Genomic DNA, 14,250 nt, shown 5'->3' on the forward strand with positions numbered 1-14,250 from the left:
GTTCGCGACGAAACATCAACAGCCCCTAACCTACGCCGATCCCGTACTGGAGGCAGCAGCGCCGATGCGCTAGCGTGGCAGCCTGTTTACTCAGGGGTACTGATCCATGTTCGACGCGCTGCTCTGGCGCTGGGTTCCGTTGGCCGCCGCATGGCTGCTGAGCGGTTGCAGCACCCTGGATTACTACAGCCACCTGGCCGGCGGGCACCTGCACCTGCTGCAGGCCCGCGAGCCGATTGCCGAGCTGCTGGGGAACCCGACTGCTGACCCCGAACTCCAGCAACGCCTGGCCATGGCACAACAGGCGCGGGATTTCGCCAGCGCTCAGCTGAGCCTGCCTGACAACGGCAGCTACCGCCTGTATGCCGATATCGGCCGACCGTTCGTGGTGTGGAACGTATTTGCCACGGCGGAATTTTCCCTGTCACCTGAGCTGCACTGCTTCCCCATTGCCGGTTGCGTGGCCTATCGCGGTTTTTACAGTCAGGGCCGGGCGCGCGGTGCGGCGGCCTTGCTCAAGCAGCAAGGGCTGGACACCTACCTGGGCGGGGTCGAGGCCTATTCCACCCTGGGCTGGTTCAATGACCCGATTCTCAACACCATGTTGCGCTGGAGCGATGAGCGCCTGGTGGCGGTGATCTTCCACGAGTTGGCGCACCAACAGCTGTATGTGGCGGATGACACCGCGTTCAACGAATCCTTCGCCAGCTTTGTCGAGCACGAAGGCCTGCGCCAATGGCGTGCTGCGCGGGGTTTAGTGGCCAGCGATCCGGCCGGCGAACAGCAGCGCGAGCACTTTATCGCGCTGGTACTGGCCAGCCGCGCACGCTTGGCGCAGCTCTACGCCAGTGAGCTGCCCGCGACTCAGATGCGCGTGCGCAAAGCCGCTGAGTTCGACCGGCTGCGCACGGAGTACCACGCCCTGCGTGAACGCCAATGGGCTGGCCAGGGCCGTTACGACAACTGGATCAACACGCCGATGAACAACGCCAAGCTGCTGCCCTTTGGCCTCTATGATCAATGGGTGCCGGCTTTTGCCGCGCTGTTCGAGCAGGTTGACCGCGACTGGCCGCGCTTTTATGAGCGCGTCGCCGCCTTCGGCCAACTGCCCGAGACGCAGCGGCATCAAGCGTTGACGGACTTATTGGCCGTTACGCCGAACTAAGGGACGGCACAGACAGTCCACATCCATGTCATTGATGTTCACGCAAAAAGGAGCAGGCCATGAACAAACTCACCCTCGGCGTACTGTTAGCGCTGACCAGCACCAGCCTGTTGGCTGCACCCAAGCCCTGCGAAGAGCTGCGCGCGGAGATTGAAGTGAAAATCCAGGCCGCCGGTGTGGCCAGTTACACCCTGGAAATCGTGCCCAACGAAGACGCTCAGGACCCCAACATGGTGGTCGGCAGCTGCGACGGCGGCACCAAGAAGATCATTTACCAGAAGAACGCTTAGGCGTAGCGCATCAGGTGGACACGCTTCGCGTTGTCCACCCTGCCTGACTTTCAGGCCGTAGGTTGGGTTGAGGCGCGCAGCGGCGAAGCCCGACGAATGTACAACCCAGTTGGGCTTCGCTGCGTTCAACGCCAACCTACGGGTATGCAATCCGGTCGATGCTTTCAGGCTGTAGATTGTGTTGCGAGGCGCAGCGACGAAGCTCAACTAGCGCATAAACGCCCGATGCAACTCCGCCAGGCTGTGGAAGTGATAGGTCGGCGCTTCGGCCTGCAACTCGGCAAAGCTGCCAAAGCCATAGCCCACCGCGGCCGCATCCAGGCCGTTGCGTTTGGCACCAATCAAATCGTGCTTGCGATCGCCGATCATCAGCGTGCGCGCCGCTGGCAGTTGTTCCTGTTGCAGCAGGTGGGCGATCAGCTCGACCTTGTCAGTGCGCGTGCCGTCCAGCTCGCTGCCGTAAATCACCTTGAAGTGCTTCGCGAAACCAAAGTGCCGGGCAATCTGCTCGGCAAATACCGTCGGCTTGCTGGTGGCGATGTACAGCGTGCGCTGTTGGTTTTGCAGCAATTGCAGCAGTTCACCGACGCCGTCGAACAGCCGGTTTTCATACAGCCCCACCTCGCGAAAACGCTCGCGGTAATGGTTCACCGCCTGCCAGGCCGTGGCCTCGTCAAAGCCGTAGCTGTGCATAAAACACTGCAACAACGGCGGGCCGATAAAGTGCTCCAGCGCCTGCAAATCAGGCTCCTCAATGCCCAGCTTGGCCAGCGCATGCTGCACCGAGCGGGTAATCCCTTCGCGCGGGTCGGTGAGGGTGCCGTCGAGGTCAAACAGGATGTTCTGGTAGTGCATCACGGGTTCGCTCATCAGCCGGCATAGCCTTCCAGCAGGTGTTGGTCTTTCAACCGCACGTAGTTGGCGGCGCTGTAGCTGAAGAAGTTGCGCTCTTTGTCCGTCAACGGCCGTGCTTGTTTCACCGGGCTGCCGACATACAAAAAGCCGCTTTCCAGCACCTTGCCCGGCGGCACCAGAGCGCCGGCACCGATCACCACCTCGTCCTGCACCACCGCACCGTCCATGATGATGCTGCCCATGCCGACCAGAATACGGTTACCCAGGGTGCAGCCGTGCAGGGTGACGTTATGGCCGACGGTCACCTCATCGCCAATGATCAGCGGGTAGCCGTCCGGGTTGAACGGCCCGGCATGGGTGATGTGCAGCACGCTGCCGTCCTGAATGCTGCTGCGCTCACCGATGCGGATGCGGTGCATGTCGCCGCGAATCACCACCAGCGGCCACACCGAGCTGTCGCTGCCGATGTGCACATCGCCCAGCACCACGGCTGAGGCGTCGACAAACACCCGCTCGCCAAGCTGCGGGGTGAACTCCTGGTAGGTACGAATCGCCACGATAGAAATCTCTTGGGCTGCGGGAAAGCTTGATTGTAATTAAGATGGCCCCCATGTCGGGTGATATCACGTCAGGCGAGTTGCCCATCGTCTGCGCCCAGCCCTTTTCCCTTCGCCACAGGTGCCTTGTTGTGACCGCCACTAATCCCCTGCTGCACGCCTTCGACCTGCCGCCCTACAGCGCCATCCGCCCGGAGCACGTAGAGCCGGCCATTGAGCAGATTCTGGCCGACAACCGCGCCGCCATGAGCCACCTGCTGGAACAACAGGCCGCCGACCCAAGCTGGGACGGCCTGGTGCTGGCCCTGGATGAACTGGGCGCGCGTCTGGGTCAAGCCTGGAGCCCGGTCAGCCACCTGAATGCGGTGTGCAACAGCGCTGAACTGCGCGCGGCCTACGAGGCCTGCCTGCCCAAGTTGTCCGAATACTGGACCGAAATCGGTCAGAACCAACCGCTGTTCCAGGCCTATCAGACGCTGGCCGCAAGCCCGGCAGCCGCTGGTTTCGACGTGGCGCAAAAGACCATCCTCGAACACGCCCTGCGCGACTTCCGCCTGTCCGGTATCGACCTGCCGGCCGAGCAGCAAAAGCGCTACGGCGAGATTCAGATGAAGCTGTCCGAGCTGGCCAGCAGCTTCTCCAACCAGTTGCTCGATGCCACCCAGGCCTGGACCAAGCACGTGACCGACGAGGCGGCGCTGGACGGCCTGACCGACTCAGCCAAGGCGCAGATGCAGCAAGCCGCCGAGGCCAAGGGGCTGGACGGTTGGCTGATCAGCCTGGAATTCCCCAGCTATTTCGCGGTGATGACCTACGCCAACGACCGCGCCCTGCGCGAAGAGTTGTATGCCGCCTACTGCACCCGCGCCTCCGATCAGGGGCCGAATGCCAGGCAGAACGACAACGGCCCGGTGATGAACGAAATCCTCGCCCTGCGTCAGGAACTGGCCAAGCTGCTGGGCTTCGGCAACTACGCCGAGCTGAGCCTGGCCAGCAAAATGGCCGAAAGCACCGAGCAGGTGCTGAGCTTCCTGCGTGATCTGGGCGTACGCGGCAAGCCGTTTGCGGAACAAGACCTGCGCGAACTGCAAGCCTTCGCCGCTGAACAGGGCTGCAACGAGCTGCAAAGCTGGGACGTCGGCTACTACAGCGAGAAGCTGCGCGAGCAGCGCTACAGCATTTCCCAGGAAATCCTGCGCGCCTACTTCCCCATCGACAAGGTGCTGACCGGCCTGTTCGCCATCGTCGAAAAGCTCTACGGCATCCAGATCAACGAGCTGTCCGGCTTCGACAGCTGGCACCCGGATGTGCGCCTGTTTGAAATCAGCGAAAACGGTGCGCACGTCGGGCGTTTCTTCTTCGACCTCTACGCCCGCGCCAACAAACGCGGCGGCGCGTGGATGGACGGCGCGCGTGACAAACGCCGCACGGCTGATGGCACGCTGATCAGCCCAGTGGCCAATTTGGTGTGCAACTTCACCCCGGCAGTCGGCGGCAAGCCAGCACTGCTGACCCACGATGAAGTCACCACCCTGTTCCACGAATTCGGCCACGGCCTGCACCACCTGCTGACCCGCGTTGAACACGCTGGCGCGTCGGGCATCAACGGCGTGGCCTGGGACGCCGTGGAGCTGCCAAGCCAGTTTATGGAGAACTGGTGCTGGGAGCCGGAAGGCCTGGCGCTGATCTCCGGCCATTTTGAAAGCGGCGAGCCGCTGCCACAGGACCTGCTGGACAAGATGCTGGCGGCGAAGAACTTCCAGTCCGGTTTGATGATGGTGCGGCAGATCGAGTTCAGCCTGTTCGACTTCGAACTGCACGCCACCCACGGCAACGGCCGCAGCGTGCTCGACGTACTCGAAGGCATCCGCGCGGAAGTCTCGGTACTGCGTCCACCGGCCTACAACCGCTTCCCCAACAGCTTCGCGCACATCTTCGCCGGTGGTTACGCGGCCGGTTACTACAGCTACAAGTGGGCTGAAGTGCTCAGCGCCGATGCCTTCTCCAAGTTTGAGGAAGAAGGCGTGTTCAACAGCGCCACCGGCCAAGCCTTCCGTGAGGCGATTCTGGCGCGCGGCGGCTCGCAGGCACCGATGGTGCTGTTTGTCGATTTCCGTGGCCGCGAGCCGAGCATCGACGCCCTGCTGCGCCACCTCGGCCTGAGCCAGGAGGCCGCATGAGCGATGCACCCTTGACCATCACCGCCAAACGCTTTATCGCCGGGGCCGTCTGCCCGGCGTGCAGCGAAATGGACAAGATCCAGATGTGGAATGTCGACGGCGTACCCAACCGCGAATGTGTGGCCTGCGGCTACGCCGACACCCTGGACGAGCGCGGCAACTCGGTGCCGAAAGAACTGCCCACGCGCGTCAACACCAGCGCGCTAAAACCCAAGGCGCCTGATCCGAAGGTGCAGGCGGTGCAGTTCTTCCCGAATCCGAAACTGAAAAAGCCGAGCGAATAGCTTGAATCGATGCAATCCGGATCCAGTCCGGGCTGCTCGCGAGAACACTTAGGCCAGTGAAGGCCATTTATAGAGATCAAAAAGTGGCGACTGAGCAACCACTAGCGTTTGTAGTTCATGGCAGCAATCACCCAGCTAACGATGTAAAGTGATGCACTTGTATTCTTTTCGGTGAGCAGACATGAAGTCCGCACGCACAACCATCTCGCTTCCCCCGGAACAACTTGAGCAACTGCAGGCGCTGGCGGATAAACATGGCTTGTCGTTGGCTTGGGTGATCCGTCAGGCCATCAACGAGTTTCTCGCGCGGGTCGAGCAGCCTGCTGGCTTCAACCCCCTCGCCCCGCGCAAGGAGGGCTGATGTACACCGCCTACCAGCGTGCCTACCTGGCCCAATGGCTGACGCTTGTCCAAGCGGAAGAACAGAAGCTGACGCAGACCATCGCCGGTGCCAAGGTCGACATGAACCCGCATCAGGTCGATGCCGCGCTGTTCGCCCTGCATTCGCCTTTGTCGAAAGGTGTTTTGCTGGCAGACGAAGTCGGGCTGGGTAAAACCATTGAAGCCAGCCTGGTGCTGGCGCAGAAGTGGGCCGAGCGGCGGCGCAAGCTCCTGCTCATCGTGCCGGCCACGCTGCGCAAGCAATGGAGCCAGGAACTGCAGGAGAAATTCGCGCTGCCGTCGAAAATTCTCGAAGCCAAGGACTTCAGCGCGGCCAAGCAAGCCGGCGTCCGCAACCCCTTCGACCGAGCAAGCGCGGGCGAGCCGGCCATCGTCATCTGCTCCTATGAGTTCGCCGCCCGCAAGCAGCGCGAGTTAGCGCAGATACCCTGGGATCTGGTGGTGCTCGACGAAGCGCACCGGCTGCGCAACATCTACAAGAAAGACGGCGCGAAAACCGCCAAAGCGCTAAACGATGCACTGCTGGGCGTCCCCAAGGTTTTACTCTCCGCCACGCCGCTGCAGAACAGCCTGCTGGAGCTGTACGGCCTGGTGTCGGTGATCGACCCGCATTTTTTCGGCGACCTGAACTCATTCAAGGCCCGCTACAGCAAGCCCAAACTCGACGACAGCGAGCTGGAGCTGCTGCGCAAACGCCTGCAAAGCATTTGCAAACGCACCCTGCGTCGGCAAGTGCAGGAAGAAGGCGGCATCAACTTCACCCGCCGCTACTCCATGACCGTCGACTATGACCCGCAGCCCGACGAAGTCGAACTGTACAAGCAAGTGTCCCACTACCTGCAGGATGACTACGTGCTGGCTATCCAGCCGCAAGCCCGGCATTTGGTCACGCTGGTCATTCGCAAGATTCTCGCTTCGTCGTCCTATGCCATACGCGGCACCTTGCAACGCATGATTGAGCGGCTGGAGAGCAAGCGGTCGCTGGCCGATGCCTTGAGCGACTACGAAGAGTTGGCCGACCTGGCCGACGCCACCGGCATCGACGACGATGACCTGATCGACCAAGCCGCCCTGCAGTCGGAAATCGACCAACTCAAGGGTTTCCAGCACCTGGCTGCAAACATCACCAGCAATGCCAAAGGCAGCGCCCTGCTGGCCGTGCTGGGCAAGGCTTTCGACTTTACCGAGCGTTTGGGCGGGCAACGCAAAGCAGTGATCTTCACCGAGTCGGCACGCACCCAGGCTTGGCTGTTCGAACAACTCGCCAACGCCGGTTACGCCGGCAAGGTCGTGCTGCTCAATGGCACGAACAACGATGCCGACTCCATCGCCACCCTGCAGGCCTGGCAGCAACGCCACGCCGGCTCGCCGCGCATCTCCGGCTCACGCAACGCCGACATGAAGGCCGCACTGGTCGAGCGCTTCCGCGAGCAAGCCAGCATCATGATCTGCACCGAAGCGGGTGCCGAAGGTATCAACCTGCAGTTCTGCTCGCTGCTGATCAACTACGACCTGCCCTGGAACCCGCAGCGCGTCGAGCAGCGTATTGGCCGCGTACACCGCTACGGGCAAAAACACGACGTAGTGGTGGTCAACTTCATCAACAACGCCAACAAGGCCGACCAACGCGTCTTCGAGTTGTTGAGTAAAAAGTTCAACCTGTTCGAGGGCGTGTTCGGCGCCTCTGACGAGATTCTCGGCACCATCGAATCGGGCGTGGACATCGAGCAACGCATTCACGCCATCTACCAGCAATGCCGCAGCGATGAGGAGATCGAGCGTGAGTTCGATCAGCTCCAGGCGCAACTGCAAAGCCAGATCGAAGGCCGCAACCAGGATGCCCGCCGTTCGCTGTTCGAGCACTTCGACGTCGACGTTATCGAGCGCCTCAACGTGCGCCGCGAGAAAACCGAACAGGCCCTGGACGACTACCAGAAAACCCTGCTGCTGCTGGCACGCATGAGCCTGCCACACGCGCACTTCGCCGACGATTACCTTGAGCTGCACGGCATTCGCTACACCCCGCACTGGCAAACCGCCGAAAACAGCGACAGCGAGTTTCTGCAACCCAACGACGGCCTGGGCCAGCACCTGATCGACGAGGCGCGCGCGGCCATCGTCAGCGACCAAGCTCAGGTCACCTTTCACTATGCGCCCGCCGAAAACGGCCAGTACTCCAACCTGCGCGACCTGCTGGGGCACAGCGGTGAGCTGACGTTGCACAAACTGACCCTCAGCACCCCCAAGCAGAACTACGAGCACCTGTTACTGGCCGGCGTGACCGACAGCGGGCACATGCTCGACGCCCCCACCTGCGAGCGCCTGTTGCGCCTGCAAGCCAGCGAGCAGGCCGCCAGCCCCACGCTGCAACACAGCCCGCGCCTGCACGCGCAGCTCGACGCCCTGCGCGACGCCTGCCTCAAGGCCGCCGAAGCGCGCAACGAACGCTTCTTCGAGGAAGAAACCGAAAAGCTCGAACGCTGGGCAGAAGACAAACGCATCGGCCTCGACATTCGCATCAAACAGCTCGACCAGGAGATCAAGGAAGCGCGCAAAGCCGTGCGCCAACTGGAAACCCTGCAAGAAAAAATGAGCGCCAAAAAAGCCCTGAAAAAGCTGGAGCGCGAGCGTGACGATTTGATGCTCGCCTACCACGAAGAGAAGAAAAAAATCGAAGCCGAAGAAGACCGCCTGCTGGAAGACATCGAGCAAAACCTGCTGCTCAGCCCCGAGCAACAACCGCTATTCAGCCTGCGCTGGCGCCTGGAGGGCACCCCATGATCAACACCACGGAACTGGTACGCGAACTGATCTACCAGATTCGCCTGGGCGAAGACTCGGCCTACGAGTTCAAGGCCATCACCCTCAAAGGGAAAAAGGTCGATAAGCCACACAGCGACAGCATCGCCGATGAACTGGCGGCCTTCGCCAACACCAGCGGCGGCATCCTGGTGCTGGGCGTCAACGACAAAACGCGCAACATTGAAGGCATCACCCGTGATGATCTCGACACCGTCGAGCTGTGGCTGACCAACCTGGCCAGCCAATTGATTGACCCGCCGCTGCCCATTGAAACGCGCCTGGTGGAAATCCCCGATCAGCAGGGCGAGGCCAAGCCCGTGGTCTGGGTGCGCGTCAACAAAAGCCTGTTTGTCCACCGCAGCCCCGCTGGCTACAGCCACCGCGTTGGCTCCAGTAAGCGCCTAATGTCCCCAGAGCTGCTCGCCCGCATGTTCCAGCAACGCAGCATGGCGCGGCTAATCCGCTTCGACGAACAACGGGTGCCCGGCACCCGCCGCGAGGACATCGCCGCGGAGCTGAAAGCACGCTTCCTGCGCGGCGACCTGCCCGAAGCCCTGCAACTGAAAAAGCTCTACCTGCTGCTCGAAGACGAAAACCATCAACCGCAACTGACCGTTACCGGCGTGCTACTGCTGACCCGCCGCCCGGCGGACTTTCTCTCCTCGGCACTGGTGCAATGCGTCGCCTACAGCGGCACCGAGCGCAACGCCGAGTACCAGTTGGATGCCCAGGACTGCGACGGCCCGGTGGATGAGCAAATCCAGCAGGCCTTCAACTTCGTCAAACGCAATATGCGCGTGGAGGCGGTCAAGCGCCCAGGGCGCATCGACATCCCGCAATACGACCTCGGTGCCGTCTATGAAGCCGTGGTCAACGCCGTGGCCCACCGTGACTACGCCATGCATGGCGCGCGCATTCGCCTGCACCTGTTCGCCGACCGCCTGGAAATCAGTACGCCGGGCGGCCTGCCCAACAGCCTGACCGTCGAGAGCATGGACGCCAACAGCATCAGCCGTAACGAAACCCTGGTGAACCTGCTCAGCCGCTACTACCCAGCCGACCCGAGCACCCGCCGGCAGAACATGATCGAACGCCGTGGCGAGGGCGTGCCCACCATCAACGGTGCCAGCGAACGCCTGTCCCTGCGCCGCCCGCGCTATGAACAAACCGAGCACACCGAACTGAAACTAACCATCTACGCCGCCAGCCGCGAACGCAACGGCCTGCTGGCGCACTTTGCCGAAGACGAAGACCACGCCGATGACTGACAAGCCCAAACTCGAACTGACCTGGATCGGCAAAGACCAACGCCCACGCCTCGAACCGCGCATCCTGATCGAGGACAAAAGCCTGTCGTACCGGGCCGACGCGCCGACCCCGGCCCAGGGCGACCTGCTGGCCGAAGCCGCCAGCCCGGCCTTGCACGACAACCTGCTGATCCAGGGCGACAACCTGCTGGCGCTTAAAGCGCTGGAGGCCAAGTATGCGGGCAAGGTGAAGTGCGTCTTTATCGACCCGCCCTATAACACCGGCAGTGCTTTTACCCATTACGACGATGGGGTTGAGCATTCGTTATGGCTGACGCTGATTCGGGATCGGCTGGAGATTATCCGCAACTTGCTGGCGGAAGATGGTTCGCTGTGGATCACCATTGACGATAACGAAGCGCATTATTTGAAAGTATTGTGCGATGAGATTTTTGGCAGAAGAAATTTTGTTGCGAATATTGTTTGGCAAAAAAAATACTCTGTTGCCAATGATCATAAGACGATAGCCCCGATGCACGACCATTTGCTGGTTTACCAAAAGTCTGGAAGCTGGCAGAGGAATCTTATTCCGCGTACCGAAGAAAAAGATCGCCAGTATAAATATGAAGACGAAAAAGGTGTATTCAGGCCGGACAATTACACATGCAGCAAGTCCTCGGATGAGCGCCCGAATCTTTACTACCCAATAATTCAGCCAAATACTGGACTTGAAATTTGGCCAAGCAAAACACGTGTATGGTCATATTCAAGAGAAGAGCACTTGCGCCATGTTGCTGAAGGCTTCATTTACTGGGGCAAAGATGGCCTCGGTAAAACCCCATCATTTAAACGATACAAGCATTTGCTACGCAATCAGGGTGTGGTTCCACAAACTCTGTGGTCACACGAGTACGCGGGACACACCGATGCTGCAAGAAAAGAGGTGAGGGCTGTACTGGGTAGCTCCTCACTGGCAACTGACTTCATTACTCCAAAGCCAGAAAGCTTAATGCAACGTGTACTTGAGATAGCCACCAACCCCGGCGATCTCGTCCTCGACTCCTTCGCTGGCTCCGGCACCACCGGCGCGGTGGCCCACAAGATGGGGAGGCGCTGGATCATGGTCGAGCTGGGCGAGCACTGCCATACCCATATCGTGCCGCGCCTGTGCAAGGTGATCGACGGCGAGGATCAGGGCGGTATCAGCAAGGCGGTCGGCTGGCAGGGCGGCGGCGGTTTCCGTTACCTGCGCCTGGCACCGTCGCTGCTGAAAAAGGACCAATGGGGCAACTGGGTGATCAACCCGGCCTACAACGCCGAAATGCTGGCCGAGGCCATGTGCAAGCACATGGGCTTCGCCTACGCGCCGAGCCAGGCGCATTTCTGGATGCACGGGCAAAGCAGCGAGAGCGACTTTATCTACGTCACCACCGGCAGCCTGAGCCACGACCAGTTGCGCCGCATCAGCGACGAGGTGGGCAGCGCACGGACCCTGCTGATCTGCTGCAAGGCTTTTATGGCCGACGTGGATGCCTTCCCCAACCTGACCCTGAAGAAGATCCCCCGCGCCATCCTCGGCAAGTGCGAGTGGGACCACGACGACTACAGCTTCAGCATCAACCTGATGGCCGAGCCGGACGACCAAGCCCTCGATGACGAATAAGGACAGTTCCCATGGCTGAGCCAATCAATGGCCGCAGAGTCGCCAACCAGATCACCGCACGGCTGTCGCTGCGCAAACCGCAGCGTGAGTCGCTGGACATTCTGGTCGAGCTGCTCGACCAGTTGCCGCTCGACAAAGAACCGGATATGCAGCACTGGCTGCAACTGATCCGCAGCCAGTACCCGAGCCTGCAGGCCTTCGAGCGGGCCTTCCCGTCGCTGTGCTTTGCCCTGGCCACCGGCGTGGGCAAAACCCGGCTGATGGGCGCGATGATCGCCTGGCTGTTTATCACCGGGCGCAGCCGGCACTTTCTGATCCTGGCACCCAACCTGACCATCTATGAGAAGCTGAAAAAGGACTTCACCCTCGGCGACCCCAAGTATGTGTTTGCCGGCATCCCGGAAATGGCCGGCTCGCCGCCGGTGATTGTTACCGGCGATGACTACGAGGATGGCCGTGGCGTGCGCCTGGACTATGCGGTGCCGGCGACCATCACCGGCGACCTGTTCAACGGCGACGCCAACCTGCATATCAACATCTTCAACATCGCCAAGATCAGCGCTCGCGACAACAAGAAGGGCGCGGCCAAGTCCACCACCGCCAAGGTCAAGCGCCTGCAGGAGTATCTGGGCGAGTCGTACTTCCAGTACCTGGCCAACCTGCCCGACCTGGTGGTGCTGATGGATGAGGCGCACCGCTACTACGCCGATGCCGGGGCCAAGGCCATTGACGACTTAAAGCCGGTGCTCGGCCTGGAGCTGACCGCCACGCCAAAAACCACCGGGGCCAAGCCCCGGCCATTCGGCAACGTGGTGTACCACTACCCGCTGTCCCTGGCGCTCAAGGACGGTTATGTGAAGATTCCGGCGGTGGGCACCCGTCGCGACTTTCAGCACGCCCAGTACAGCCAGGCCGACCTGGAGGCGATCAAGCTGGAAGACGGCATCCACCACCATGAGTACGTCAAGGTGGAGCTGGAGAACTACGCGCGTAACCACAACGTCAGGGCGGTGAAGCCCTTTATGCTGGTGGTGGCGCAGCACACCGCCCATGCGGCGGAGATTCGCGCCTATATCCAGTCGGACAACTTCTTTGGCGGGCGCTACAAGGAGCGGGTCATTGAGGTGCATTCCAACCTCACTGGCGAAGAATCTGACGAGTCGATGCAGCGCCTGCTGGCGGTGGAGCACGACGAGACCACCGAGATCGTTATTCACGTCAATAAGCTCAAGGAAGGCTGGGACGTCACCAACCTCTACACCATCGTGCCGCTGCGCGCCTCGGCCTCGGAGATTCTTACCGAGCAGACCATTGGCCGCGGCCTGCGCCTGCCCTATGGCAAACGCACCGGCGTGGTGGCGGTGGATCGTTTGTGCATCGTCGCCCATGAGCGTTTTCAGGAAATCGTCGACCGTGCCAACCAGGACGACTCGCTGATCCACGAGAAGGTCTATATCGGTAACGGCAGTGACAGCGATGTGCCGAATGAGAAGCCGCAACTGCTGGAGTCGGCTTCAGTGGCCATTGTGCTTGGCCATACCGGTGCAGACGGCGCCGCACCTGCTGCCGAAAGCCAAGGCCGCTATCAGGTGGCGGTGCAGAGCGCCGCAGAAGCCAATGTCGCGGCCATCACCCTTGAGGCCGTGCAGGAGGAGGCGCGCAAGCTGGCCAGCAGCAGCCAACTGCAGGAGCCAGCAACCCAGCAGCGCCTGATCGCCCGTGTGCAAAAGGCCCTGGATGCGCAATTGCCCGCCCAGACGCAGTTCGAGGGTATGGATAGCACGGCGGTGCCTGAGCCGTTGAGCGTGGCTGAGCTGGTGCGTAAGGTCACGGCCAAAATCGTGGCGCTGACCATCGACGTGCCGCGCATCGCGGTACTGCCCACCCGCGAGGTGAACTATCAGTTCGAGGATTTCGACCTACAGGGGCTGGAGAAGATTCGCTTCGAGCCGGTCAGTCAGGAGTTGCTTTTGCGTCACCTGGAAAATAACCAGAGCGCGAGCATTCAGTGGCGTCAGCAAGACGGCCAGGAGGCGCGCCAAGAGGATTATCTGGTGCGCCACCTGTTTGCCCGTGACGAGGTGGACTACGACCGCTACGCCGCACTGCTCTATAAGCTGGCCGGGCAGATGCTGCAGCACCTGCGCAGCTACCTGCCGACCCAAGAGGCGGTGGATAACGTGCTGCTGTATTGGCAAAAGCAGTTGAGCGATTTTATTTGGGCGCAAATGCAAATGCCCGCCAACCTGACCACCACCCCAACGGATTACCGAGGCAGGGTGACGCAAGGTTTCGATGTGCTCAAACCGGCGGCCTACACCCTGCCAGCCGGGGAGGCTCCGCGTCATTTCCGTACCCCCGTTACGGATAAACGTGCGGTGCGGCAAATGGTCTTTGAGGGTTTCGCGCGCTGCTGCTACCCCTATCAGAAATTCGATTCGGTCGACGGCGAGTGGCGTCTGGCGCAGATTCTCGAAGACGATCCGCAGGTGCTCAAATGGATGAAACCGGCGTCTGGGCAGTTCCGCATCGAATACCTCAATGGGCAGAACTACGAACCGGACTTTGTGGTGGAAACCCAGACCGACTACCTGATCATCGAACCCAAACGAGCGGATCAGATTGCACTCAACGAAACCCAAATGAAGGCCCGTGCTGCCGAGCGCTGGTGCGGCTATGCCAATGAACATGCCCGCGAGCACGCCGCCAAGCAGTGGTCATATTTGTTGGTGCCGGATGAGCAGATTACCTTGGCGATGAGTGTTGCCGGACTCAAGGCGCGTTTTGCAAGCCAGTCATAGTTGT

11 protein-coding genes are annotated in these 14,250 nt (G+C 61.0%); 9 read left to right on the plus strand and 2 right to left on the minus strand.

Annotated elements, in window-relative coordinates; all coding sequences use genetic code 11:
* Positions 1 to 106 precede the first annotated feature (106 nt).
* Together DBR00_RS19290 and DBR00_RS19295 are read left to right on the plus strand one after the other, a co-directional pair.
* Positions 107 to 1,165, plus strand: coding sequence for an aminopeptidase (locus DBR00_RS19290; RefSeq protein WP_108487224.1), 1,059 nt, complete (start codon positions 107 to 109; stop codon positions 1,163 to 1,165).
* Positions 1,166 to 1,224: 59 nt separating this feature from the next.
* Positions 1,225 to 1,455, plus strand: a complete 231-nt coding sequence (locus DBR00_RS19295) for a DUF1161 domain-containing protein (protein ID WP_108487225.1) — start codon at positions 1,225 to 1,227, stop codon at positions 1,453 to 1,455.
* A 207-nt stretch (positions 1,456 to 1,662) separates the two neighbouring features.
* On the opposite strand, the gene DBR00_RS19300 is transcribed toward DBR00_RS19295, so the two are convergent.
* Positions 1,663 to 2,310, minus strand: a complete 648-nt coding sequence (locus tag DBR00_RS19300; protein WP_108487261.1) for an HAD family hydrolase — start codon at positions 2,308 to 2,310, stop codon at positions 1,663 to 1,665.
* A gap of 14 nt (positions 2,311 to 2,324) precedes the next feature.
* Positions 2,325 to 2,867 (minus strand): gamma carbonic anhydrase family protein, encoded by a 543-nt coding sequence (locus tag DBR00_RS19305; protein ID WP_108487226.1) that lies wholly within the window; start codon positions 2,865 to 2,867, stop codon positions 2,325 to 2,327.
* 131 nt (positions 2,868 to 2,998) lie between these two features.
* On the opposite strand from DBR00_RS19305, the gene prlC reads away from it, so the two are divergent.
* The 7 genes from prlC (at position 2,999) to DBR00_RS19340 (ending at position 14,246) form a co-directional block, all read left to right on the plus strand.
* The gene (gene prlC / locus DBR00_RS19310; protein WP_108487227.1) at positions 2,999 to 5,047 is read left to right on the plus strand and encodes an oligopeptidase A; all 2,049 of its coding nucleotides are present in this window, start codon (positions 2,999 to 3,001) and stop codon (positions 5,045 to 5,047) included.
* On the plus strand, positions 5,044 to 5,331 hold the full coding sequence (locus DBR00_RS19315) for a YheV family putative zinc ribbon protein (RefSeq protein WP_108487228.1): 288 nt from the start codon (positions 5,044 to 5,046) through the stop codon (positions 5,329 to 5,331). The genes prlC and DBR00_RS19315 overlap by 4 nt, the downstream gene beginning before the upstream one ends.
* A gap of 181 nt (positions 5,332 to 5,512) precedes the next feature.
* The gene (locus DBR00_RS19320) at positions 5,513 to 5,692 is read left to right on the plus strand and encodes a CopG family transcriptional regulator (RefSeq protein ID WP_108487229.1); all 180 of its coding nucleotides are present in this window, start codon (positions 5,513 to 5,515) and stop codon (positions 5,690 to 5,692) included.
* Positions 5,692 to 8,514 (plus strand): SNF2-related protein, encoded by a 2,823-nt coding sequence (locus DBR00_RS19325; protein WP_108487230.1) that lies wholly within the window; start codon positions 5,692 to 5,694, stop codon positions 8,512 to 8,514. The genes DBR00_RS19320 and DBR00_RS19325 overlap by 1 nt, the downstream gene beginning before the upstream one ends.
* Complete coding sequence (locus DBR00_RS19330; RefSeq protein WP_108487231.1) at positions 8,511 to 9,803, plus strand: ATP-binding protein; 1,293 nt, start codon at positions 8,511 to 8,513, stop codon at positions 9,801 to 9,803. The genes DBR00_RS19325 and DBR00_RS19330 overlap by 4 nt, the downstream gene beginning before the upstream one ends.
* Entirely contained in the window at positions 9,796 to 11,445 is a 1,650-nt protein-coding gene (locus tag DBR00_RS19335; protein WP_108487232.1) for a site-specific DNA-methyltransferase, read from the plus strand. Before DBR00_RS19330 ends, DBR00_RS19335 begins: the two co-directional genes overlap by 8 nt.
* Positions 11,446 to 11,456: 11 nt before the next feature.
* Positions 11,457 to 14,246 carry a DEAD/DEAH box helicase gene (locus DBR00_RS19340; protein WP_108487233.1) on the plus strand — a complete coding sequence of 930 codons (2,790 nt, stop codon included), beginning with the start codon at positions 11,457 to 11,459 and terminating at the stop codon, positions 14,244 to 14,246.
* Positions 14,247 to 14,250 lie beyond the last annotated feature (4 nt).

This window comes from Pseudomonas sp. HMWF032 (assembly GCF_003060885.1).
Classification (GTDB): domain Bacteria; phylum Pseudomonadota; class Gammaproteobacteria; order Pseudomonadales; family Pseudomonadaceae; genus Aquipseudomonas.